The sequence below is a fragment of the Weizmannia sp. FSL K6-0777 genome (assembly GCF_038593185.1).
GTDB classification, from domain to species: Bacteria; Bacillota; Bacilli; order Bacillales; family Bacillaceae_C; genus Weizmannia; species Weizmannia faecalis.
Window position 1 is genome coordinate 2,514,141 of sequence record NZ_CP151971.1, and the last position, 24,063, is coordinate 2,538,203.

At 43.8% G+C, this 24,063-nt stretch carries 20 protein-coding genes and 1 other RNA gene; 4 read left to right on the plus strand and 17 right to left on the minus strand.

Annotated features, from left to right (window positions below; translation table 11 throughout):
- Positions 1 to 181: 181 nt before the first annotated feature.
- The 13 genes from NST70_RS12095 to NST70_RS12155 all read right to left on the minus strand — a co-directional run bounded on the left by NST70_RS12095 (position 182) and on the right by NST70_RS12155 (position 17,082).
- On the minus strand, positions 182 to 1,942 hold the full coding sequence (locus tag NST70_RS12095) for a glycoside hydrolase family 25 protein (protein WP_342475176.1): 1,761 nt from the start codon (positions 1,940 to 1,942) through the stop codon (positions 182 to 184).
- A 444-nt stretch (positions 1,943 to 2,386) separates the two neighbouring features.
- The gene (bioB, locus tag NST70_RS12100; protein ID WP_342475177.1) at positions 2,387 to 3,403 is read right to left on the minus strand and encodes a biotin synthase BioB; all 1,017 of its coding nucleotides are present in this window, start codon (positions 3,401 to 3,403) and stop codon (positions 2,387 to 2,389) included.
- Between the two features lie 197 nt (positions 3,404 to 3,600).
- A complete protein-coding gene (locus tag NST70_RS12105) occupies positions 3,601 to 4,572 on the minus strand; it encodes a sugar kinase (protein ID WP_110134126.1) in 972 nt (323 codons plus the stop codon).
- 161 nt (positions 4,573 to 4,733) lie between these two features.
- Entirely contained in the window at positions 4,734 to 5,564 is an 831-nt protein-coding gene (kduI, locus tag NST70_RS12110) for a 5-dehydro-4-deoxy-D-glucuronate isomerase (protein ID WP_026104668.1), read from the minus strand.
- 53 nt (positions 5,565 to 5,617) lie between these two features.
- Positions 5,618 to 6,394, minus strand: coding sequence for a 2-dehydro-3-deoxy-D-gluconate 5-dehydrogenase KduD (gene kduD, locus NST70_RS12115; protein WP_014097497.1), 777 nt, complete (start codon positions 6,392 to 6,394; stop codon positions 5,618 to 5,620).
- Positions 6,395 to 6,808: 414 nt separating this feature from the next.
- Positions 6,809 to 8,233 carry a glycoside-pentoside-hexuronide (GPH):cation symporter gene (locus NST70_RS12120; protein ID WP_014097496.1) on the minus strand — a complete coding sequence of 475 codons (1,425 nt, stop codon included), beginning with the start codon at positions 8,231 to 8,233 and terminating at the stop codon, positions 6,809 to 6,811.
- A gap of 68 nt (positions 8,234 to 8,301) precedes the next feature.
- On the minus strand, positions 8,302 to 9,714 hold the full coding sequence (uxaC, locus tag NST70_RS12125) for a glucuronate isomerase (RefSeq protein ID WP_342475179.1): 1,413 nt from the start codon (positions 9,712 to 9,714) through the stop codon (positions 8,302 to 8,304).
- Between the two features lie 34 nt (positions 9,715 to 9,748).
- Positions 9,749 to 11,239: an altronate dehydratase family protein gene (locus tag NST70_RS12130; protein WP_061565092.1), complete on the minus strand. Its 1,491-nt coding sequence runs from the start codon at positions 11,237 to 11,239 to the stop codon at positions 9,749 to 9,751.
- Positions 11,229 to 12,665 (minus strand): tagaturonate reductase, encoded by a 1,437-nt coding sequence (locus NST70_RS12135; RefSeq protein WP_342475180.1) that lies wholly within the window; start codon positions 12,663 to 12,665, stop codon positions 11,229 to 11,231. Before NST70_RS12135 ends, NST70_RS12130 begins: the two co-directional genes overlap by 11 nt.
- 118 nt (positions 12,666 to 12,783) lie before the next feature.
- Complete coding sequence (locus NST70_RS12140) at positions 12,784 to 13,788, minus strand: sugar kinase (protein WP_014097492.1); 1,005 nt, start codon at positions 13,786 to 13,788, stop codon at positions 12,784 to 12,786.
- On the minus strand, positions 13,781 to 14,458 hold the full coding sequence (locus NST70_RS12145; RefSeq protein WP_168985496.1) for a bifunctional 2-keto-4-hydroxyglutarate aldolase/2-keto-3-deoxy-6-phosphogluconate aldolase: 678 nt from the start codon (positions 14,456 to 14,458) through the stop codon (positions 13,781 to 13,783). The genes NST70_RS12140 and NST70_RS12145 overlap by 8 nt, the downstream gene beginning before the upstream one ends.
- Before the next feature lie 150 nt (positions 14,459 to 14,608).
- Positions 14,609 to 15,379 (minus strand): IclR family transcriptional regulator, encoded by a 771-nt coding sequence (locus tag NST70_RS12150; protein ID WP_061565096.1) that lies wholly within the window; start codon positions 15,377 to 15,379, stop codon positions 14,609 to 14,611.
- A 467-nt stretch (positions 15,380 to 15,846) separates the two neighbouring features.
- Positions 15,847 to 17,082: an IS256 family transposase gene (locus NST70_RS12155; RefSeq protein ID WP_026684065.1), complete on the minus strand. Its 1,236-nt coding sequence runs from the start codon at positions 17,080 to 17,082 to the stop codon at positions 15,847 to 15,849.
- Positions 17,083 to 18,289: 1,207 nt separating this feature from the next.
- Here NST70_RS12155 and NST70_RS12160 point away from each other — a divergent pair.
- Positions 18,290 to 19,489, plus strand: a complete 1,200-nt coding sequence (locus tag NST70_RS12160; RefSeq protein ID WP_342475183.1) for a S53 family peptidase — start codon at positions 18,290 to 18,292, stop codon at positions 19,487 to 19,489.
- Positions 19,490 to 19,579: 90 nt separating this feature from the next.
- Here the strand turns inward: NST70_RS12160 and NST70_RS12165 are convergent, their stop codons facing one another.
- The 4 genes from NST70_RS12165 to NST70_RS12180 form a co-directional block, all read right to left on the minus strand.
- A complete protein-coding gene (locus NST70_RS12165) occupies positions 19,580 to 19,801 on the minus strand; it encodes a YdbC family protein (RefSeq protein WP_014097487.1) in 222 nt (73 codons plus the stop codon).
- Positions 19,802 to 19,911: 110 nt separating this feature from the next.
- Complete coding sequence (locus NST70_RS12170) at positions 19,912 to 20,199, minus strand: hypothetical protein (protein ID WP_035184093.1); 288 nt, start codon at positions 20,197 to 20,199, stop codon at positions 19,912 to 19,914.
- A gap of 70 nt (positions 20,200 to 20,269) precedes the next feature.
- Positions 20,270 to 20,632: a transfer-messenger RNA gene (ssrA, locus tag NST70_RS12175) on the minus strand.
- Between the two features lie 345 nt (positions 20,633 to 20,977).
- Entirely contained in the window at positions 20,978 to 21,328 is a 351-nt protein-coding gene (locus NST70_RS12180) for a hypothetical protein (protein WP_014097486.1), read from the minus strand.
- 477 nt (positions 21,329 to 21,805) lie between these two features.
- Here NST70_RS12180 and NST70_RS12185 point away from each other — a divergent pair, with 477 nt between their 5' ends.
- The 3 genes from NST70_RS12185 (at position 21,806) to NST70_RS12195 (ending at position 24,059) form a co-directional block, all read left to right on the plus strand.
- Complete coding sequence (locus tag NST70_RS12185; RefSeq protein ID WP_014097485.1) at positions 21,806 to 22,333, plus strand: hypothetical protein; 528 nt, start codon at positions 21,806 to 21,808, stop codon at positions 22,331 to 22,333.
- Positions 22,334 to 22,401: 68 nt separating this feature from the next.
- Positions 22,402 to 22,941 (plus strand): hypothetical protein, encoded by a 540-nt coding sequence (locus NST70_RS12190; RefSeq protein ID WP_285958800.1) that lies wholly within the window; start codon positions 22,402 to 22,404, stop codon positions 22,939 to 22,941.
- A 200-nt stretch (positions 22,942 to 23,141) separates the two neighbouring features.
- A complete protein-coding gene (locus NST70_RS12195; protein WP_014097483.1) occupies positions 23,142 to 24,059 on the plus strand; it encodes an Rpn family recombination-promoting nuclease/putative transposase in 918 nt (305 codons plus the stop codon).
- Positions 24,060 to 24,063 lie beyond the last annotated feature (4 nt).

A 24,063-nucleotide genomic window follows, 5' to 3' on the forward strand; every position in this document is an offset into this window, starting at 1 on the left:
GTTGGCAGATGCGAAAGACCTTACCCGGCAACAAACGGGAAGCTTGTTGAGGCCTGGACCAGCGGGCGGGGAAAATTTCTGCGATCATACCGCGCTTGCCCGGATGTTCCGGTGCTGATGGAAGCCAAAAACGGCGAGAGCAGTTTCTCGCCGTTTTTTTTTTTTTTTTTGAAAACATCTTTTAAAAATCAGGATCATAGCTGATATCAAGATCAAAATGACCGGTGATGCCATCGATCGTTCCGGTTTCGGTGTACTGCCAAACGTCTGCATTCGTACCGAGCGTGATGTTATATCGTGCCAGCCAGATTTTGGTATTGCCAGGCCAAGAATCTGTATGGCCCTCAAGATAGCTTTTCCAATTAAAGTAGCCGGCATAAATGCCCACTTTCGCCTGCCCGAGCGTCTGCATTTCATTTAAGAAATAGCCAGCACAAGCCGGGGCCGCATTTGCCCACCAAGTCGTTGTAATGCTATTTGTCCCAGTAGGTTCTATATCTTCGAAAGCGTAGCCCGTAAAAGCATAGCCGGTTTTCGCCTTTGTTTGGGCCAGCACTTGATAAAAATACTTGGCTTCTGCAATATGCTGTGCAGAAGTCGTAGTGGAATTGCCGATCATATGATAAGCATGGACCGACAAGCCGGCGTTTCTGGCATACTTATAATAGGTATAAAACTTCGAATCCGTATATCCGCTTCCTTCTGTTGCTTTCAGAATGACAAAATTGTAGCCCTGGCTCTTCATAAGGTTAAAACTTTCTTGTGTCAGAGTTTGATAATGGCTGACATCCAGTCCCTTTGTCGTCGTGGCGGATGCAGTGGCTGATCCGGTACTGCCCGCTGTGGTCGTTCCGGACGTAGAACCCGATCCAGTGTTGCCCGTTGTGGTCGTTCCGGACGCAGAACCCGATCCAGTGTTGCCCGCTGTGGTCGGTCCGGACATAGAACCCGATCCGGTGTTGCCCGTTGTGGTTGTGTCACTTGTTGCTGTGGCAGACCCTGTTGTGCCGGACGCAGATCCGGACGTGCTGCCGGTTGCCGTTCCTGTCGTTTTCCCGCCCGCTGTGGAAGACCCCGTTTGGCTTGTTCCCGTCGTTGTGCTTGTTGTTCCGCCCGCTGCCGGTGCAGGTTTTGTGAAGTGGCTCGTATAAATCCAACCGCTTTGGGCCGTCCCAACGACGCAGATATGGGACATATTTTGGCTACTTTCTTTCACATACACCTGCTGATTCGGTCTAATAACAGCCGTGTACTTTGTATGGGATGAAGACGTATACAGTTTGGAAGAAGCATAGACCGTTTTTTTCGCGAGCAAGCCGGTTAAGTTGTTCGCATAAATATACCCGGAGCTATTGCCTGCTTTCACTTGGTAACGGCCGTGCGACCCGTTAAAAACCGACACCTTTTGCCCATCTTTAATCGTCTTTTTATACGAATTTCCGGTTGCGGATGTGTATAATTTAGACGGCATCCACGTATATTTTACAACCGGCTTGATAAAATGGGTTTTGTCAACATAGCCGCTGTACCCGGTTCCGATCACGTGGGCCAGATACATGCCGTTTTTCGTTGCTTCCATTTTGATATACATCATCTTCCCCGCCGGTACGGAAGCAACATACGGGCCGCCTGCCGCCTGCTTATAAATTTTCGAACCAAAATAGTCCTCTTTTTTCACTTTGCTCCTTGTCAGGTTATCAGCATAAATGTAACCTGTTTTCCCACCTGCTTTCACCTTATAGCGCTTGCCTGACTTGCTGTAGACGGTTACCGCTGTCCCGCTGTTCACATTTCTGGAGTAAGCCGCGCCGGACGCCGTTTTATAAAGCTTCGACGGTGTCCACGTATACATGGTAGACGAGGCGGCTGAAGCAGGCTTCACAAAACTTAGCGCAAACAGCAATAAAAAACCCGCACCCCCCAAAAAAATCAATCTTCGCAATCTGTCTCCTCCTTTTGTTCTATGTATCAAACACCATTATAATCAATAAATCTCGTAAATTTTATCCCGAATTTGAAAAAAATAGTGAACAATCATTCTAAATGAGTCTATATACCTATACAGGGTTACATTTTGCCTATTTGAAAGGGGATCGATCAAAAAAATTGCAAAAACCACTCCAAAACGGAGAATTGCCTGGATTGAGAGAAGAAATTTATCCGCAGCAACTGAGATTTAAACCATTTAGACTGAAATATTTCCGCGAGATCACGAGAGAATGATAAAAAGAATGGTTTGGGGGGCGCCACAGTTTTTACCATTCCATAGCTAAAAAGCATTCCTTTCCTTTGGCAAGTGGATCAGTACCAAAAAAAGAATGCTTTTCATTTGCTATGAAAAAAGGTCGCCAAGCGTGAATTAGGGGTGTTTAAGAGTGAAGCGTATCTACGAATGATACAAAGTGAACTGCTGGCCTTCTGTTTCGAACGGATTTTCTTCTATTTCAAATCCGAGATCTTCAATTAACTGGTAATCTTCTTTTGCGTCCTGGCCCTCTGTCGTTAAATAATTACCAATAAAAATGGAGTTGGCAATAAATAGCCCTAAATTCTGCAAAGAGCGCAAATGATATTCCCGCCCGCCAGCAATCCGAATTTCCTTTGTGGGATTGATAAACCGGAACAAGGACAAAATCTTTAAACAACGAATCGGTGTCAATTCGTCCATATTTTCAAGTTTTGTTCCCTTAACAGGATGCAGAAAGTTGACCGGAATGGAATCAGCGTCCAAATCCTTGAGCGCGAATGCCATATCAATTATGTCCTGATCCGTTTCCCCCATGCCACAAATCACACCGGAACACGGGGAGATTCCTGCTTTTTTTACGTTTTCAATGGTGTTGACCCTATCTTCATAACAATGTGTGGTTGTAATATTCGGATGGTGATTTGCACTCGTATTAATATTGTGATTAAATCGGTCCACACCCGCTGCCTTCAGCTTAAACGCCTGCTCTTCAGTAACGAGTCCCAAACAGGCACAAATTTTTAATGGTTCCACATCACGTTTAATTTCCTCAACTGCCGCAATCACTGCATCCACTTCACGGTTGGTTGGTCTGCGCCCACTCATCACAATGCAATATGTACCAATTTTATTCTTTTTCGCTTCCTTTGCCCCTTCCACAATCGTTTGTTTGTTGACCAAAGGATACCGGTCGATTTTTGTTGCTGCCTTAATCGATTGTGCACAGTAGCCGCAATCCTCAGGGCAAAGTCCGCTTTTGGCGTTAATAATCAAATTCAACTTTACCTTTTTTCCATAAAAATGCCGGCGAATCTGATAGGCTCCATGGACAAGTGCCAATACTTCATGATCACGAACCATTAAAATTTCCTTGGCCTCTTCTTCCCTTATCACATATCCTTCAATCACCTTTTCTGCCAATTTCGACCAATCCACTACCGTCACCCCTTTTTATATGTCAACCTAAAATAATTTATGGTTTACATTAAAAATTATAAGACACTTTCATTTTTGGTCAAGTACTTTTTTTATTTTTCACACAAAAGGTTAAAAAAGTCCGGCACTCTAGGAAAAAACAAGAATGCCGGACGATTTCTATTCTATGAGGCTTCGGAAACAGGAATGCCAGGCTTTTACCTCGCCGCTATCAAGGCGGCCGATTTCATAAACGCATCCAATGCTGCCCGCGTCGGCAGGCCGTCATTGTCCCCGAGTCTTTGCATCTGGATGGAGCAAATCGCATTGCCCTGCATTAAAAGCGCCTGATCGTCAAGATGCTCCAGCATGCCGGCCAGAATGCCGGATACAAAACCATCACCTGCCCCAATGCGGTCAACCAAATGTTTCACTTCATATTTTGGCACTGCCGCTTCAGCAAATGAACCATCTTCCAATTTTTTCTTTGAATACGAACCTTTTTCCACTAAATTGATGATCACTTGCCGCACACCTCTGGATAAGTAAAAATCCGCCATCTTTTCTTTTTCATGCTCGCCGGTTAAAATCTGTGCTTCTTTTGCATTTGGCATGACGACATCACAAAGGCAAGCGATTTCATTTGTCCGTTCCATCATCTTTTCTTCCGATTCCCAAATTACCGGACGCAAATTCGGATCAAACGTAATCGTAAGGCCGTATTTCCGTGCTTTTTCAATCAGCGCCAAAGTTGTCTCGTAACCACTATCGCTTAATCCCGCCAAAATACCGCCAAGATGGAGGATCTTTGCTTCTGAAAAATCAACCTGGCGAACGGCTTCTTTTGTTAGTTTAGAAGCAGCACTGTTCTTCCTGAAATAAACGGTTTCCGGATCGCCAATCTCCGACAGCCCTTTTAACATGAAACCCGTTGGATATGTTGGTGTTGAAAAAACATAGGTGGTATCAATGTTCTCATTGTTTAAGAAATTTTTCACATATACGCCGAAAGGGTCTTCCCCAATCTGCGTCAAAAACGAAACCGTGTGCCCGAGCCTGGAAACCCCGACAGATACATTCACATCCGCACCGGCCATATAACGGGTATAATGCCGGACAGCATGGAGCGGCCCCTTTTCATCCGCAATAAACAACACAAGCGGCTCACCGGCAGTGATGATCTCGCTCATTTGATTCGCCTCCATATAATTTCTAAATAAGAAATTAAGTTTACTATTTGTATTACAATTTCATTATAGAGGATTATGGCGATTGGTCAAGAAATTCCGGTATTGTTTTTGTAAAAAAAGAAAGCTCCTCTTTGGAGAAGAGAAGCTTATTGCTATACATTCTATTTCAACTCTTCCATTGGGACAAAATCCATATCATCATAGGTGATATTTTCCCCGCACATTGCCCAGATGAACGTGTAATTGCTCGTCGCTACCCCGCAATGGATCGACCAACTCGGGGAAATCACCGCCTGTTCTGAAGATAGGATAAGGTGCTTGGTTTCATCCGGTTTGCCCATAAAATGGAATACCCGTGTATCCGGTTCCATGTCAAAGTACAAATACGTTTCCATACGCCGATCATGCGTATGGCTTGGCATGGTGTTCCAGGCATTGCCCGGTTCAAGCACAGTGTAACCCATTTGCAGCTGGCAGGACTCGCAAATATTCGGATGAATATATTGATAGATTTTCCGCTTGTTCATAGACAGATCTTCGCCTGTTTCACGCGGCGTAATCTGGTCAATGCTGATCTTCACATTTGGATATTTGTGATGCGCGGGCACTGAAACAACATAAAACTTCGCCGGGTTAGTGGGGTCGTCCGATTCAAACACGACGTCTTTTGTCCCTTTTCCTATGTAATAGCCGTCCTGTTTTTTCATCGGGTCTTTTTTGTCTTCTATCGTGATACTGCCGGGCCCTCCGATATTGATGACGCCCAGTTCCCTTCTTTCCAGAAAGTAGTCTACACCAAGTTCTTTTGAAAGCCGGATCTCTAGCGGCTCATTTGTCGGTGTAACCCCACCGAAAATCTGCCGATCATTATGGGTATAAGTCAGCATGATTTCGCCGGGAACAAAAATCTTTTCCACTAAAAACTCTTTCCGTAGCTGTTCTGTAGTGTAATGCCGGATGTCTTCCGGGCTGTGGGTATATCTTGTTTCCATGGTTTGGGACATTTCAATCACTCCTTGTGAATTTTTTATAAATCAAAGTTGATTTACCGCACGAGCCAGCCACCGTCTACTGCAAGAATATGGCCGGTCACATAGTCAGATGCAGGGCTTGCTAAAAAAATGATGGCGCCCATTAAATCGAAAGGTTGTCCCCATCTGCCCGCCGGTATTCTGCTTAAAATTTCTTCATTCCGGTTTTCGTCCGCACGAATCGGGGCAGTATTAGCAGTCTCAATATATCCTGGGGCAATCGCATTGACCTGGATATTGAACGTGCTTAATTCATTGGCAAACGCTTTCGTAAGGCCTGCAACACCATGCTTGCTGGCCGTGTAGGACGGAACGAACTTCCCGCCCTGAAAAGAAAGCATAGAAGCAACATTGATGATTTTCCCGCTTTTTTGTTTCGCCATTTCTTTTGCGGCTGCCTGGCTTAAGTAGTAGACGCCATTTAAATTCACATCAAGAACGTTCTCCCAGTCTTCATCTTTATACTCCAACAGCGGCGCCCGTTTAATAATGCCAGCGTTGTTCACAAGAATATCAATCTTGCCGTACGTTTCAATGCAGCCATCAATCACTTTCTTTGCTGCTTCTTTCCCGCTCAAATCTGCCTTTACGAGCACGGCTTTCCTGCCCTGTTTTTCAATGAGAGACTTCGTCTCCTCGCCGCTCGACCGGTGCACCGGCAAATACAAATCGGCCCCCGCTTTCGCCAGCGCAACGGCATATGCCTGCCCAAGCCCTGTCGCCGACCCGGTTACCACCGCCACTTTGCCTTTTAAACTGAAAAAGTCAAGGGTGAAATCGTCTAGATCCATGTGAAAGCCTCCTAATAATTGAAATTATAAAAAAAACTGAATGCCGACAGTACAATCTGCCCCGCGAATTCACGATCATCTGTCATTTCCCGCGCTATGCTGGACGCAACAATAACTTAGAGCAATATAGAAAGATAAATCATGACAGCCGTTCCTTATCCCGATCTCCCGTTCCTAAAAGGAAGCCCTGTAAAACGACATGCGGCAGAGTATGACAGAATAGTACACTTGCATTCACAGCTTATTCGTCGAAACACAGCGAAAAATGATCTAAATGGAACCAATAAATACACCTATAAAACCTCATTACTAAATGAACAGAGCTGCCTTCTTGAATTTTAAGAAAGCAGCCGCTTATCAAAATTTTATGATTATACCAAGTAAACTGCTGTGTTTTCTATCCCCTGTTTCTTTTTATCCTTGAATAAATGTACCCTTTTCCCAACGACCGTTTTCCAAATCATTTGCAATTTGTTTAAATTTATCATCAGGCAAATTATATAAAAGGGTGATAATAATTGCAGCAAGTAGTAAAGCGACAGCCGGATAAATCGTCATTGCCCCTTTAATTCCAAGCAATGTTGTTGATGATTGATGGGCATTCGCAATATATCCCGTTGCAGCAAGAATACCTGCTGAAACCAATGCTGCAATAGATTGGGCAATTTTTCTCGAGAAGTTAAAGGCAGCATAGGTAATCCCTTCTTTACGTACACCTGTATGCCAGTGGCCGTAGTCAATCGTATCAGATACAAAAGCCCAGGTAACACCGTTCGGAATGGCTAAAGCCACATACCCGATCGTAACTAAAATAATGAATGTTACAATGTTTGTTGGAATGACAAAATTCAATGCGTCCGCAACGACTCCAATGATAAGCCCGCCAATTGCTGTTTTTTTCTTGCCAAACTTTTTTACCAAAAATGGGATGAGTGTAATCCCTGCAACAGAGCAGCCCATCATGATAAAATTAATAATTGGTTGCAAACCGATGTTATTCAGATTGTATTTACAGAAATAAATCATCATTTGGTTGTTTGTATTCATAGCAGAAATTGTAAATAATGTCATTAAAATCAGGCTCCACAGCGGCCTGTTCGTAAATACGACCCGAAGATAATCTTTCATCGTTTCGCGTTCTTTGCTTCGTGAATTTTCAGCATGAATATGTTCTTTTGTATTGATATAGCATATAAAGAAACCGCATATACCAATGAAAGCCATAATAGCTGCAGTAACGGCATAACCTACTTTTGTATTTGAGAACAACAGCATAATTGGAACAAAAGCAACACCAGTTACCAATTGGGCGCCAATTGAGCCGGCCTGCCGTGTAGAAGCCATGAAGGATCGGTCATCTACATTTCTTGTCATGACAGAAGCCAAAGACCCGTATGGCACATTTGTAAACGAATACAAAACACCCCAAGCCATATATGTTGCATATGCGTAAACGATCTTCATCGTTGGTGATAAACCGGACGGCATTATAAAGATAATGACTGTCATAATCGCTAGCAATACAGAAGAAACCATCATAACTGGACGAAACTTACCGCGCTTTCCGGGGGTTCTCGAATCAATGATGGATCCGGCTAATGGGTCCATAAATGCATCAAAGATTTTTGTAATCGAAAAAACACCGGCGGCTGCCGCAGCGCTAATGCCTGCGACATCCGTATAGAAATTGGTCAAATAAGATTGCCCCAAATCAAACATAAAACCATTCCCAAAATCACCAAAACCGTAACTCACTTTTTCTTTTAACGAAATACGCTTGGATGCATGCTGCGGATCAATTATCTTTTCCGCGGTCGTTTTTACAACGCTTTCAGCCATGTTTCTGCACCACCTATTTTTATTAAAAAGTGCGAAATCCTCCAATTCCGGAACATACAAAAGCCTTATTACTCAAAAAAACCAAAATATCGATAAGCATTATGGTAAGCAATATCTTCAATGATTTTCCCGATCTGTTCTTCATCCTCGGGGATTTGTCCCCGTTCTGCCCATTCGCCAAATAGCTCGCATAGTACCCTGCGGAAATATTCGTGGCGCGGGTATGACAGGAAACTGCGTGAATCGGTTAACATGCCGACAAAATTTGGCAGGAGGCTTTCTTCTGCAAACATTTCCAATTGCCTGCGCATCCCGCTTCTTGTATCGTTAAACCACCAGGCGCATCCCAGCTGCAATTTCTGAACCGTATCTTTTTGGAAACAGCCCATCATTGTGACAAGCGGGAGCCAGTCGTTCGGGTTTAAAGAATAAAGAATCGTTTTTGGAATGATATCTTCATTTTCTGCACGGGCAAATAATTTCCCGTAAGATTCTGCAATACATCGATCATTCAATGCATCATACCCCGTATCAGGCCCCAGTTTTTCAAACATGGGCCCATTTAAGTTCCTGTAAGCATGGATGTGATATTGCATGACCCAGCCTTTTTCGTGATAAATGCGCATAAGTTCTATTAACAGCGCTGTACGATATTGATTGATTTCGTTTAGATTCAAGTCTTCCTTTGATAACGCTTTCTTTATAATCATATCCAATTGTTGCGGCGCCGTCTCTGCATACGTAAAAGTATCCAGGGCATGGTCGGATAACCGACCGCCTCTTTCATGAAAATATTCAATTCGGTTTCGAACAGCCGAAACGAGATCCGAGAAGTTTTGGATTGAAACGCCTGAAACAGTTGCTAATTTGTGGACATAATCAGCGTATTCTTTATTCTGGATGTTCAGCACCTTATCGGGCCGGAAAGCCGGCAGCACCTTAAAACCATTTTCCATCTCGGATTCCTGTAACAATTTATGGTATTGAAGGTCATCCACCGGGTCATCTGTTGTGCAAACCACTTTCACATTGCTGTTTTTAATTAAATTCCGTGGTTTAAAATCATCTGTCGCCAGCAATTGATTTGCCTGTTCCCAAATGGCCGGTGCCGTTTTGCGGTTTAAAATCGTATCAATTTCAAAGAAACGCCGCAACTCCAAATGCGTCCATTCATAAAGTGGATTGCCCACTGATTTTTCAATCGTTTCCGCCCATTTTAAAAACTTTTCGTAAGGGTCAGCATCACCCGTAATATATTTTTCCGGGACACCGTTTGCGCGCATTAAACGCCATTTATAATGGTCACCGTAATGCCCTTCATTGATCCACACTTGTGCCAAATCTCTGAATTTTTTATTTTCGTAGATTTCCTTCGGGTTCAGGTGGCAATGGTAATCAATAATCGGCATTTTTTCGGCATGGTTGTGAAATAATTTCTTGGCAAAATCTGTTGTTAAAAGAAAATCTTGATTTAAGAACATGTTCTATACCTTCTTTTTGGAATGGAATAATGGTTTATTCAGTAACGCCGTTCTTAAATATCGCAATCTCATGCAGATGGCGGATCTCATTTTTCGTCTTCTTCCCGCTCGCGACTTCAAGAATAAAAGAAATAAATTGTTCTACTACTTCGTCCATTTCTTCATCAAGCAGCCGTCCCGCGTTGAAATCAATCCACTGCTTTTTCTTTTCATAAAGTTCGGTGTTCGTCGATACTTTCACAGTTGGCACAAAGGTTCCAAACGGTGTGCCCCTGCCGGTTGTGAACAGGACCATCTGGCAATCCGCCGCTGCAAGCGCTGTTGAGGAAACAAGATCATTTCCGGGTGCCTGAAGTAGGGATAACCCTTTTTCCTTTAGTTTTTCTCCGTATTCCAGCACATCGACCACTGCGGATGTCCCCGCTTTTTGCGTGCAGCCGAGCGATTTGTCTTCCAAAGTGGTGATCCCGCCGGCCTTATTGCCCGGAGAAGGATTTTCATAGATTGGCTGCCCGTAAGAAGCAAAATAATCTTTAAATTGATTAATGAGCTTCACAATTTTATTGAATACGATTTCATCTTTTGCTCGTGCCATTAACATTTTTTCGGCACCGAACATTTCCGGGACTTCCGTTAAAACAGTGGAGCCGCCTTGAGAAATGACAAAATCTGAAAATCTTCCAAGCAGTGGATTGCCGGTAATGCCCGAAAATCCGTCTGAGCCGCCGCATTTTAATCCAATTTTCAATTCTGATAGAGGCAGATCGATCCGCTTGTCTTCTTTTGCAGCCTCATTCAATTCTTCCAGTAGTTGGAAGCCTGTTTCCACTTCATCTTCAACATCCTGGCAAATCATAAACTTTACGCGCTTTTCATCAAACTCTCCCATTTGTGCCTTCATTTCATCTAGCTGGTTGTTTTCACAGCCAAGCCCGAAGATGAGCACACCGCCGGCATTTGGATGGGCGGCCGCATCCATTAAAATCTTGCGGGTGTTCTGCAAATCATCCCCCAGCTGGGAACAGCCGTATGGATGTTTAAACAATATAATTTCATCAAATGCGCCGTTATCAGGGTGATTCGCCTTAAATTGGTCAACGAGGAGATCACCGATCATATTGATGCACCCAACAGTCGGAATGATGTATAAATCATTGCGTATCCCGGCTTTTCCGTTTTTCCGCAAATAACCTTTAAAAGTGCGGCTGTCTTTCGGAAAGATGCGGGGATGCAGTTCCGGCTTGTACTCGTATTCCACTTTTCCGGAAAGATTGGTGCTCACGTTATGGGTATGGACCCAGCTGCCTTGTTCAATCTTTTTTGTCGCATGCCCAATGGGTGACCCGTATTTTATAATGTCCGCGTTCTCCTCGATATCTTCTAAAGCAATTTTGTGTCCTCTTTTTATTGCCTCATTTACGGTGATCGCCCTCTCCCCTGATGTAAGGACATCACCCGGCTCTAAATCCTGAAGAGCAACGAGTACATTATCCCGGGGGTTTAGCTGAATGGTTTTATTTTTCAACCGGTAATGCCTCCTCGTTGGCCTGCTGCACTGCCCTGCGAACGCCCTCTTTTTCTATCAACTGTAAGCCTTTTTCAACTTGAGCGGGCAGGCCGTCAATTTTTGTCAAATCCATTCCCCATAAGGTTTCGTTGCTTAAAATGTCCCAAACATAGCGATCGGAGTGATACGCCATTGAAAACTCTTTCAAAACATCCGGCAAATCAATTGCTTTAGCAGAGGCAGGATCCTGCTCTCCATAAATTTTCAACAGCCCGGATAAAGCTAACGCAATTCTTGACGGGATTTTGTGGAACCTTTTTACATGCTCCGCCAATATGGGAAGGAGGCGTGCCTTAAATTTTGAAACGCTGTTTAAAGCAATCGCGTCCAGCTGGTGTTCCATATACGGGTTTCTGAAACGTTCCTGAATTTCCGCCGCGTAACTTGTCAACTCTTCTTTTGGCAAATCCAATGACGGGATGATTTCCGCAAACATTTCGCGGTCAATCAACCGGTAAAAATCGGGATCTTCCATTACCCCGCCGACAGTTTTAATGCCGACAAGTCGCGCCAGGCAGGCCATTGTTGTATGGGGGGCGTTTAGTAAGTATACTTTCCTGTCGCGGTACGGTTTTAAATGATCGGTGACCACGACATTCAGCCCCGCTTTTTTGAGCGGCAGTTCTTCTTCCAGCTCCTTGGGCCCTTCAATCACCCAAATGAGAAATGGTTCTGCTTTTGCAATTAACGTATCTTCATAGCCCCATTCTTCCCAAAGTTTTTCTGCGCGGTCTTTCGGGTAGCCCGGGACAATCCGGTCGACCAGGCTGGAGCAGAAAGTATTTTCTGATTCAAGCCAGCTGCTGAAATCTTCGCCAAGCTTCCACTCATCCGCATAGCGGTGCACAATTTCTTTCAGTGCCTTGCCGTTATTTTCAATGAGCTCGCAAGGAATGATGTAAAACCCCTTTTTTCCGGCCTTATATCTTTCATAGAGCAGTGCCGTAAGTTTTGCCGGGAAACTGACAGGAGGCCGGTCGGTTAATGCATCTCCTTCACGATAGACGATGCCGGCTTCCGTCGTATTGGAAAAAATAAACCGGATGTTGTCATCATGGGCCAGTTGTAAATAGACGTCATAATCTTCATAAGGATTGATCCCGTTATTTACAGATGAAATAATCTCATGGGACTGGACTGCTTTTCCATTTTGCATTCCTTCCAGCATGACTGTGAATAAAAAGTCCTGTCCAGCAAGTTGCCCTACTCTACCGCGTGGCAATGATTGTACAATTGTCACCCCACCTTGAAAAAGTCCGCGTTTGTTCATTTGCTCAATCTGCCAGTCGACAAAAGCCCGAAGAAAATTTCCTTCTCCAAACTGGATGGCTTTGGTTGGATACCGTTGCAGGTCTTTCACGTACGAGTAGGATAATTTTTTCAAATTCGCCCCTCCTTTATTTCCTATTTGGAAATCAAGTTTCTTATTTGTTCTTACACTCCTTATTATAATCCGCTTTCAAATTTATTCAATAGTTTTTTTGGTTTTTTTGAGCACTTGTTTACCGAACGACTTCCCGGCCGGAAGCGCCTTCCCATGATCGGACTTCGTCTGCTGAAAGCGGCAGCGCATCCCCGTTCACAGAATGTTTCAACACAGAGGTGGCAGTCGCAAATTGTACGGTTTCTTCCGGATCCATCCCGGTTAAGAAGCCGTGGAGCATCCCCGCCGCATAGGCATCCCCGCCGCCGATCCGGTCTACGATCTGCTCCATACGGTAACGCCTGGATTGTATAAAAACACCGCCAGTCCAGAGCATGCCCTGCAATTCATGGCAGGTCGGGGAGATGACGTTCCGGTCTGTCGCATAGAGTGCGCGGAGATTCGGGTACTTGCGGCTGATTTCCCGGTAACATGCTTCCATATTGCCGGGCACAGCCACCGATGCATCAATGCCAAAAAAGTTTCGGGCATCAAGATAGTTGGCACAGCAGTAAGTGAGCATCGGCAAGATCGGGATAATGGCTGCCCTCGCCTCTTCCATCGTCCACATTGCCGGCCGGTAATTGATGTCGTAGCTGACCGGAATGCCGCGATCAAAAGCCGCTTTAACGAGAATTTGCCCATAATATTTCCATGATTCGGACACAGCAAAGGTAATGCCGGTTAGGTGGAAAAGGGCCACATCAGCAAAAAGGCGGTCAAAATCCCACTCGCCAATATCCATCTGTGAAAAGCTGGAACTTTCCCTGTCATAGATCACTTTGGAATTGCGCAATGTGCCCCCCTGTTCCAAAAAATAGATGCCGAGCCGGTTGCCGCCCATTAGAAGACGGGAAGTATCAATACCGCTTGCCCGAAGGCTTCTTACTGCAGCCGCTCCCAAAGGGGAATCCGGTACTTTGCTCGCAAACGCAACGTCATGCCCGAAACTGGCAAGCGTTGTGGCAACATTCGCCTCCGCCCCGCCGTAATTTACATTGAAAGAATGGCTGCAGGATAAAAGATCTCCCGGGGAGGTGGAAAGTCGCAGCAAAATCTCTCCAAGTGTTAAAATTTTAGGCATATTGACCCCTCGATTGCTGATGCACGGCTTCTGTTAGTTGCTGATATTTGTCCACAAACGCTCTTGCTGTCTCGGTCACTTTCGCAAAATCATTGGTTTCGGCAGGTTTCAATAAACTTCCGCCCACGCCAAGGATTTTACAGCCTGCTTTGATCCAATTTTCCATATTGTCCAGACTGATTCCGCCTGAAGGCATGATTTCAAGTTGCGGCAGCGGGGCTTTAACGTCTTTTACAAATGCCGGCCCGACAATATTGCTTGGGAACAGTTTAATTACTTCCGCCCCCGCCTGCATGGCCGCTTTCATTTCATTCACCGTCATACAGCCCGGGATATAAGGGATTTGATAAAGGTTACAAAAAGCAGCCGTTTCCGGATCAAATGTCGGCGCGACGATGAATTTTGCCCCGGCCATTTGCGCGGTCTGGGCGGTCTGGGCATCCAGTACAGTGCCGGCTCCAACGAGGACATCATCACGGTCTTGGTACAGTTCCGTCAATTTTTTGATGGCAACATCCGCATTCGGAACGGTAAAAGTCAATTCGATGCTGTTGATCCCGCCGGCAATCAGTGCATCCGTAATACGTAAAGCTTTTTCCACGGAGTCTGCACGCAGCACGGCAACGATTCCATTTTTTTCTAACGCCTGCAAAGTCTGCATTTTTTTCATGGTGGACGCTCCTTTTAATTTCTATATAATAAACTTTATTTATGAATAGTAAATTCAATTTCATTTTACAACACACTCTCTCCTATGTAAACCATTTCATGAAAGAGAAAATAAAAAAAACTTGCCCCGTGTCGGAACAAGTTTTTTCCATTAGCCATTCACTTTGCTTTCAATTTTTTGTCGTGCCTCTAAGATGCTTGTAATCATTTTTTGCTTCTTTTCTTCTGTGATCCGGAACCGCGGGGCACTAACGCTCATCATGCCTTCGATCTTTCCGTTCCGCTTGATAACCACCGCAATACAGTAAATATCTTTTTCATTTTCTTGGTTGTCAATTGCATACCCACGCTGTTTGACTTCCTGGAGATCTTGAATCAGTTTTTCCGGGTCCGTAATCGTGTTTTCCGTTCTTTTTTCAATCGTAATCCGGGACAAATAATCACGCACATCTTTCTCGCTCTGTTCAGCCAAGTACGCTTTTCCCATCGCAGAACAATACAGCGGCAGCGTATGCCCGACCTGCGAGCTTAAAATGATTTGCCCTTTTCCGTTCAGCTTTTTCACGTACACCACATGATCCTGTTCATAAATACCAAGGTGGACGGTTTCGCCAATGGTGTCATTCAGTTCTTCGAGCACCGCTTCCGCCACGTTTACAATATTAAAAGATTTGCGGGCGGTTTCCCCGTAACGGATAAGCGCGGTACCGAGCGTATATTTTTTTGTCTCTTCATCCCGTTTCACAAAATCAATCGAGCAAAGGGTATTTAAAATTTTTAAGACCGTGGATTTGCTCGTATTTAAAGCCGTGCAAATTTCCTGCAAGCTCACCGGGTCCACCCGGTATTCCAGATAGTCCAGTATATCTTTCGCACGGATCAGCACCGTGCCGTACGGTTTTTTTTCCGTTGTCGTCTCCATCTTTTTATGCTCCCGTCTTTTTGAAGTAGCCAAATAAGAAACTTTGAATACCCTCTTTATAACATAATTTAAAAAGGTTGTAAAACGGGACGTGATGGATTTCCAGAAGAGAAAATGATGGATAAGAATCGTGAAGTTGTCCGAAGTATTGGACAAACGTATGATGCGCATCATATCATTGAGAATAACTTTGATGGCCCTCATGCGTGGTGGAATATGGAATATTCATCTTGCAAAATATCCGAATGAAACCAAGCGGCATACATGGAAAGGGAGCGACGTCAGAAAAACTGTTTTCAAGGAGGTAAAAGATCAAATTGGCTAATTTTGAATTTATGAATAGGTACAAGCATAAAATTTATAATGTAACGGAAAATGATATTTTAATCGCTGAGCAGAGAATGAACATAAGTTTTCCGGTCAAGTCTTTTTTTGTGTGTAAATTCCTCTCAGTCGGGATAGAGTAATTAACCCGAATAAATGTCTGTCGCTTTGTTGGATTGGTCAGACGATTTCGGTTGTTTGGCTTTCCATTCAAAATAGTCTTCCATCTTCAAATAGCGGCGTCCTTCTGCCCATTTTTCATCCTTTTCCATGAGAACAGAACCCATTAGCCGGATTACGGAATCCCGGTTAGGAAAAATACGGATAACCTGTTCCCGACGGCGAAATTCTTCATTGAGTCGTTCCATGCCGTTTGTCGTTCTCAGGCGACGACGATACGGCTCCGGAAGTGAGAGTGCTGCAGTGACATCGTCAAAGGCTTCCTCTACCATTTCAGTCACTTTAGGCGCTTTATCCTGATAAGTATTCAGAAAGGACTGAAGTAGTGTGTGTGCTGTTTCAATGTCTGGAGCGTGGAGAATGGCTTTCACTTGTTCAGTTCCTTCGCTCTCTAAATGTTTTGGAAGCCGATCGTGTACGTTACGCAGAAAATGAGCTTGACATCTTTGCCACGTTGCTCCCTGAAACGCTTTTTGAACAGCGCTGACTAAACCGCCATGATCATCGCTAACGATTACATCTACGCCCTTTAGTCCACGAGATTTTAGCCAATCAAAATAATTCTTCCAAGCCTCTGTGCTTTCACTGTCATCGACTTTTAGGCCAAGAATCGATCGATAGCCTTTCTCGTTGACACCATAGCTAATCAATACACCCCGGGAACGGACACGGCCATTTTCACGCACCTTTGTATAAATTGCATCCACAAACAGAAACGGATAGCTGCCCTCTAGGGGACGGTTATTCCAGCCCGTAACCACGGGATCCAGCTGCCCACAAAGATTCGACACGGTCGACTTCGAGAAGTCTGAACCACAGAGCTCTTCGGTGATTTGACTGACACGGCGCGTAGAAACACCATTAATCACCATTTCCATCAAAGACAGGACCAGTGCTTGTTCACTACGCTGATAACGCTGAAAGAGATCAGTTGAAAAATGACCGTTGCGCAGCCTGGGAACGTACAAAGAGAGCTTTCCCACGCGGGTTTTTAGTTGGCGGGGGTAGGAGCCGTTTCGGTAATCAATTCTAGCTTCATTACGTTCATATTTTTCGGCTTTCAGCTGTTCGCTGGCCTGTGCCTCCAGAACTTGATTCAAAATCGCCTCCAAAAGGGCATTTATACCCGATTCTTTTGAATCGCCAAGAAATAATTGATGCAAAAGTTGTTCATCTAGAGTAATCTGTAATTGAGCCATCCCTGAATCTCTCCTTTAGAAATTTAGTTTTTTGGTTAACTCTATTCTAACTGAGATGATGGGCTCTGGCTCATTTTCTATAAAAAAATGATAGAGACGGCAAGAGAAATGAAATCCCGCTGTTTTTCTGGAGGGGGCTGGCCAGCCCCCTCCAGAAAAACAGCCCCTATACTCCATATTCCCTCATATTCAGATAACCCTTTTTACACAATTATACGGACTTAACTTGCAAGATATTGAATTACTGCTAGACGATGATCTTCTGAATGATTAAAAGCACTAACAGTAATCTAATTATAATGTATGAATTGAGGAATTGAAAACAAAAGCATGTCTGTAGTTGCATGACTTCGCCGTTCAATTGTCAGCACATCCCCGTCTTGGATTTCATCTTTTGTCACCATCCAAGCCCTAGTGCCCCTGTCCTTTCAAAGTTTTTACCTGATCCCCGTTGGAAAGTGTGTTATTGCCAGTCACGAACCGAGCCGTTATTGTAATTAGGATAACCTGCAATATATTCAAAAGCTTTTTCTTCAGGAGTTCTTCTTCCCTTCTTGCCTATTACAACTGCAATTTCAACTTCATAATCGAGCTTTATTTGATTAGCCGGCCTCTCACACCACTTATCCAGACTTCTGGATAACCCCGCCGTGCGTACGGTTCGGTACACGGAGTCTAAAGTTTACGATGGTACAGACAGATAATAATCCAGAAATTCTCTGCTTTTTCATCAACGCAGTGTCCTTTAGATCTTTCTATAAGACACTTCTCTGTTTTTTTCTTCACCCATTTGTTCTTTAAGTAAGCATGGTGTTAACCATAATATATTGATAAAATACGCTTCAATTCCTTGCCGGCAGATTTTAAAAGTTCAATAGCTGTAAGCATTAGGATTCGGTATAGATTTTTACAGATTCGTTGAATGGGAAAAAAGCGCTATCATCAGGCTAATAGACTAGTTACATTTTACTATTTTTTTATTTTTTATGTAAATTCACCATATTTCGTCAATAATTTTATATTTCGCATGCTAAGATTGATTTTACTATTGATGTTGAAACAAGAAAAAAACCGCCGCAACAGGATACGTGGTATTCCCCGCAATCTATGATTCTTCCATCCTTCAACAAAAATAGCAGGTTCAAGCAAGGAGGTGAGGATTTTTTTCTTTTTTGCTGCCATTCTTACAAAATCAGGAGGGATCAAGTTGAAAAAACTGGTAAAAAAACGGGAAATTTGCTTTATTGCCGCATCGATTACGCTATTTGCGGGAACAGCTGCCACAGCCACGACTGCCAGTGCAAAAACAATAGCAGCAGCCGATAGGGTAAAAGGCTGGGTTGCACATCATCCGCTTCATTACAAACACAACTCAAACGGGATTCATCCAAATGCTGTCTCAACTGTTTACTCACCAGCACAAATCAAAAAGGCTTACGGCATTGATCAATTAAGCAAGACAGGTGCCGGCCAGACCATCGCGCTGATCGAAGCGTATGGCAGCCCGACCATTACCAGCGACCTCAACACGTTCGACCAGCAGTTCGGACTTCCAAGCGCCAACATTGAAGTCGCTTATCCAGGCGGCAAACCTAAAAAAGACGAGGGTTGGGCGCTCGAAATAGCCCTTGATGTTGAATGGGCACACGCGCTTGCCCCGAGTGCAAAAATTATGGTAGTTGCTGCTAAATCCGCTTCAATCACTAATTTACTGGCAGCAGAAGATTACGCAACAAGTCATGGAGCAACCGTTGTCTCTAACAGCTGGGGAGGGTCAGAATTTTCAACCGAATCTTCCTATAACAGTCATTTTAATCATACCGGCATTACTTACCTCGCTTCTTCCGGAGATAACGGGAGTGGCAGTTCGTGGCCTGCATCCTCACCGAATGTTGTTGCGGTGGGCGGCACAACTTTAAATTTGACCAGCGCTGGCCAGTACGGTAGTGAATCTGCATGGTCAGGTTCTGGAGGGGCTACCAGCACTTACGAAAGCCGGCCTTCCTATCAATCCGGTTGGACAAGTATCGTCGGCGCAAAACGCGGTATCCCGGATGTATCTTTTGATGCGGATCCGAACACAGGTGTCTATGTCTACTCCAGCACAAAAGACAATGGCCAATCCGGCTGGTTCCAAGTTGGCGGAACAAGCTTTAGTGCACCTGCCTGGGGAGCGCTCATCGCACTGGCAAATGAAGGACGCACGCAATCCTTATCAAGTGCACAAGTCCTTAGCACTGTTTATAATACCGCCGGCACAACCGGAAGCAGCGGCTATACTGCGAATTACCATGATATTCAAACCGGAAGCAACGGTTATGCCGCAGCAGCCGGTTATGATCTCGTCACCGGCATCGGTAGCCCGATTGCAGATAAAATTGTGCCAGCACTTTCATTAACAAAATAAAAATCCTGAGGCTGTCCCGAAAGCAGGATCGGGACAGCCGTACTGAAAAGAAGCCGCCCAAATGACGTTTCAGACTTTTAAGAGCATCCTTTATAATTCCATCTGATTCAGTAAGTCCTTCAGCGCCTTCAGTTCATCCGTATTCAGCGTAATCCCTTTCCCCATTTTCTCATGTTCCGGCGCCCAGTCACGCAGATCAAATTTCGGCGCCTTTCCGTTCCAGCTGACTAAGTTTAGTTCTTTTGTCCATCCTTTTGGAGATTCAGAAATTGTTCCGATTGTTTCTTTGATTTCATATTTAAAATCTGCCATGTCAATGACCACCTTTTCCCATCATAAAAATTTGGAACCTTACTTTAATAGTGCAGGATTCCGGTCTGGAAATCAATACGGTTCTCATCACATTTTTATGTTCAAAAGTATTAATATTGACTTTCAATCCTGCTGACTTGGCTGCCTGGCTGTTTTAACTGCATTGCCGAGCGTTGGGTTCCACCGTATGATTTGCCTGCGTCATTTGCAGGAATTACTGCAATCTTAAGATTAACGTAATTGGCGCCGGAATTTTTTAATAGATTCATAAAACTGGAGAAAGTTTGCTTGTGCAAAACATTGTTGACAACATCTTGCACAAGCGTACCGCCCATTCCCGTACATAAAATGAATGCAAAAAGTTTTCCAAAACGCCTGTTTTCTTCCCTATTCTCCACAAAAAAAAGCCCGCAAACCCAGTCATATCAAGGGTTCACGGACTTTTTATCCCGTTCTTTATTTTTCTTAAAATGGAGACGGTGGGAGTCGAACCCACGTCCAGAAATATCGCCACTCAAGCGTCTACGAGCGTAGCCGATATATTCGCATTTCGCGCAGCCATCTGCCTATCGGCGGGCGTCCGGTGCGCTAGCCTGATTGGTCTCTTCCTTCGTCCCCAGGCGGAGGACAGCCGGCGTATCCCACTGAAGTTGAGACCCTTACCCTACCACGTGGGCGATGGAGGGAGGATCCGCTTAGCGCTTATTAGGCAGCTAAAGCGAGTTTAGTGTTAGATTTGCCAGTTATTTTTAGGCGTTGCGTTGTTACGGGGACGACCCCCCGGCTCGCAACTTGAGCTCGATCTATCCCTGTCGAATCCGTAACGTCCCCGATATAAAAGGGCGCTTCAGATTTTACTTATTACTGGTCTTGCATATCCTATTATAACATGAATTCCGCAAGATGCAATTGATCAATTTTCCCGTACGTGTAAAGTTTTTCTAGTTTTCAAATGAGCTGAATAAGAGATGAAGATTTGTTACGTCATGATCCATTGCAATCTTATATCCCACACCTTTTCTTTCGTTGTCGGTAATCCGCTAGTTAAAAATTCATTCTCGGAGGCTTTTTCAGAAGGTCTTTCTCAATCATTAAAAATCTCGATCGTACGGAAAGAATGGTAGCGGGTCAACAGGCGCACATAAAAACATCCGGCAAATGCGGAGTGCATGTCCTTTAATCTCTCAGCATATTCAAAATATGATTAATTTTAGTATCATGCCTGCCGGTTTTTCCACTTAGAAATTCGATATCGCCTTTTACGCCTTTCAGTTCATTTGAAACAACAGTAAAAACTTTTTTGTGCTCTTCCAGTTTATCATTTGTAAATTTAAAATTGCTTCGTAATTCTAACGTAAGATTGTCAACTTTGGTTTCGATGCGTTCCTGGCCTGCTTTTAAGCCGGAGACATCACTTTCCAATCGATCCTGGCCTGCTTTTAAGCTGGAGACGTCGTTCTTTAAACCGGAGACATCACTTTTTAAATCCTTTAGTTCACTAAGAATTTGCTTCAAAATTTCATCCATCGTCTTTCCCCCTTTGTTGCGGATAGGATAAGTATAACATAGAGGCTATTTTCTTTACTATACCCTATATTTACACTTCACTGATCTATCTTTCGTGTCTTTGGCAAGCGGGATGATTATTTTCTTAAAAAGGAAGAAGCCAAGTGGCAACCAACCTGGCCGTTATGGTCCTGTAGCTTAATTCCGCCGTTTGACGAGGATTAAACCGCTGATGCCACCAATGAAGGGAAATATCATTATAGGAAAAAACTGTGTTGGTAACCCCTTTATCTTTTTGATCGGTTTCATTTCCAATTCTGTTGCCCCTTCAGCATATCGTTCACAGCATTTTTACCGTCCTAGTAGTTGGTCCACTGTACCAATTAGAATACTATGAAAGCATTCTCATATAATGACAATTTAGAAAAAAGACTGTGCCGCGTTTTCCTGACAGTATGATACAGCAGAAAATACATACAATACCTATAGGTGAAAATAATGAATGAAAGAAAACTGTATAAGTCCCCCCTTTCTGCCCTGCTGTGGTCGGCTGCCTTTCCGGGCTTCGGGCAGCTTTACAACGGTGATTATTTTATCGGATTTCTGCTCATGCTTTGTACGGCAGCCATCAATTTCGGTTCGAACCTGAATATGTCGGTTTACGTTGCGTTTAAAGGAAATTTTGGCCTGGCCAGCGAACGATTCCATCCCGAGTGGGGGATTTTTTTCCCTGCCGTTTACTGCTTCTCCCTGTGGCAAGCCTTTAACCAGTCGGTATCCATTAACCGGAGATTGGCATCATTAGGGGTAAAAAAGCCAAAAAAAGCAACACATTTAACCGGTTTCTTTTTCGGCATGTTGGCGGGTTTCAACTTTGGCCTCTTCTGGCATTTCTCTTTTTTCAGGTTGCTCGGATGTTTGCGTGTTCTCGATTTGCCAGTGATTAACGGGCTAGTGATCGGTTCTATTTGTGCCGCCTTGGGCCACTGGATTGAGTCTCTTTGTGATAAACACGATAAAAAGTAGATCCTTTAGCGTTTCGTACATACTCAACAAGAAATAAAAAAGAAATTGAAATAAAGGAAGTATGCTTTTTGGAAAAGCCAACAAATTATAAGTCCCCGGTTGCGGCACTCTTGTGGTCTTTTGCATTGCCTGGATTTGGTCAATTTTATAACGGTGACTATTTGCTCGGTTTTCTTTTTATGGCTTTGGAATTGACCATTAACCATCAGTCCCGTTTGAATTTGGCCATTATTTATGCATTCCAAGAGAACTTTGAAAATGGGCATCATGTGATTAATTATGAATGGGGCATGTTTTATCCATCCGTACTCTGTTTTTGTCTTTGGCAAGCTTTTAACCGGGCAAAAGAAATCAATTGGCATTTAGAACAGAAAGGGGTTTCACCTCCAAAAAACAAAGTCAGTCTCACAGGAGTTCTATTTGGACAAGTAATAGGAATGAATTTTGGCTTTTATTGGCACCATTTTTTCTTTTACGAAAAATTCCGTATGCTGCGCTTTCTTGATATTCCGGTTATGAACGCATTCGTTTTTGGGCTTATTTTTAGCTTTATGGGTTATGGAATCGAAAAATTTTTTCGTTCGTCGAAAAAAGTAAAGTTCAATTAAAAGACTTGCAAGCAGTGGTACTTTCTTGATTCTGGTAACGGTAAAAAAAGCTCATTCTGCAGGGTAGTCTGAAGTTTTGAAAGCAGGGAGGCAAACAATGTGAAAGTCGGTTTTGTTTATAAAAAAAGATAAGCCGGTATTGAAAAACGAACGTTTGTCCTTTATAATAAAACTGAAAAATAAGAAAAGGAGTGCTGCCATTGGAACTGGTAATGGAAAAACATGCCGGTTATCACGTGCATGATCGTTTTTTTAAGGAGCTGATCCAAAACTTTTTTCAGGAGTTTATGGAGGCGTTTTTCCCGGATGTGTCAGCTGATCTCGACTACCGCCGGGTGCGGTTTTTGTCGCAGGAACAGTTTACGGACTTTCCGGGCGGTGAGCAAAAACGGGTTGATATTCTTGCCGAAACAAAGGTAAAAGGGAAAGACACGGTGATTCTCATCCATGTAGAGCCGCAGTCGTATTACGAGAAATCTTTTCCTGAACGCATGTTTCGTTATTACATGATGATCAATCTCCGGCACCGGAAACCGGTATTGCCGATTGCTGTTTTTAGTTATGAGGAGAAAACAGAAACCCCTGATACATACATCTTTGCGTTCCACAACATTGAAATTCTTCGTTTTCACTATTTATCCATTCATCTGATGAAACAAAATTGGAGAAATTATATCCGGAGCAACAACCCAGTTGCCGCAGCATTATTAAGCAAAATGGGGTATACAGAAAAAGAACGGGTGCAGGTCAAACTGGAGTTTCTGCGGATGCTGGCCCGGATGGAGCTTGACCCTGCAAAAATGAGGCTGCTATATGGTTTCTTTGATTATTATTTAAAATTGAACGAAAAAGAGGAGGCGGAAGTAATGGAAAACATTAAAATGCTGGATCCGAACGAAGCAGAGCAAGTATTAAAGCTGCCGAATTCTTACTTTGACCGCGGGTATAAGAAGGGGAAAGAGGAAGGAAGAGAAGAAGAGAGAAAAGAATTGCTGCAAACGATTCCAATTGCCATCAAAATGTTGCTTTCGGGTATGGATCTTCAATTAATTGTAGAAAAAACCGGTCTGAGCCAGACGGAAGTGGAAAAAATAAAACAGCAACTGGAGAATTTATAAGATG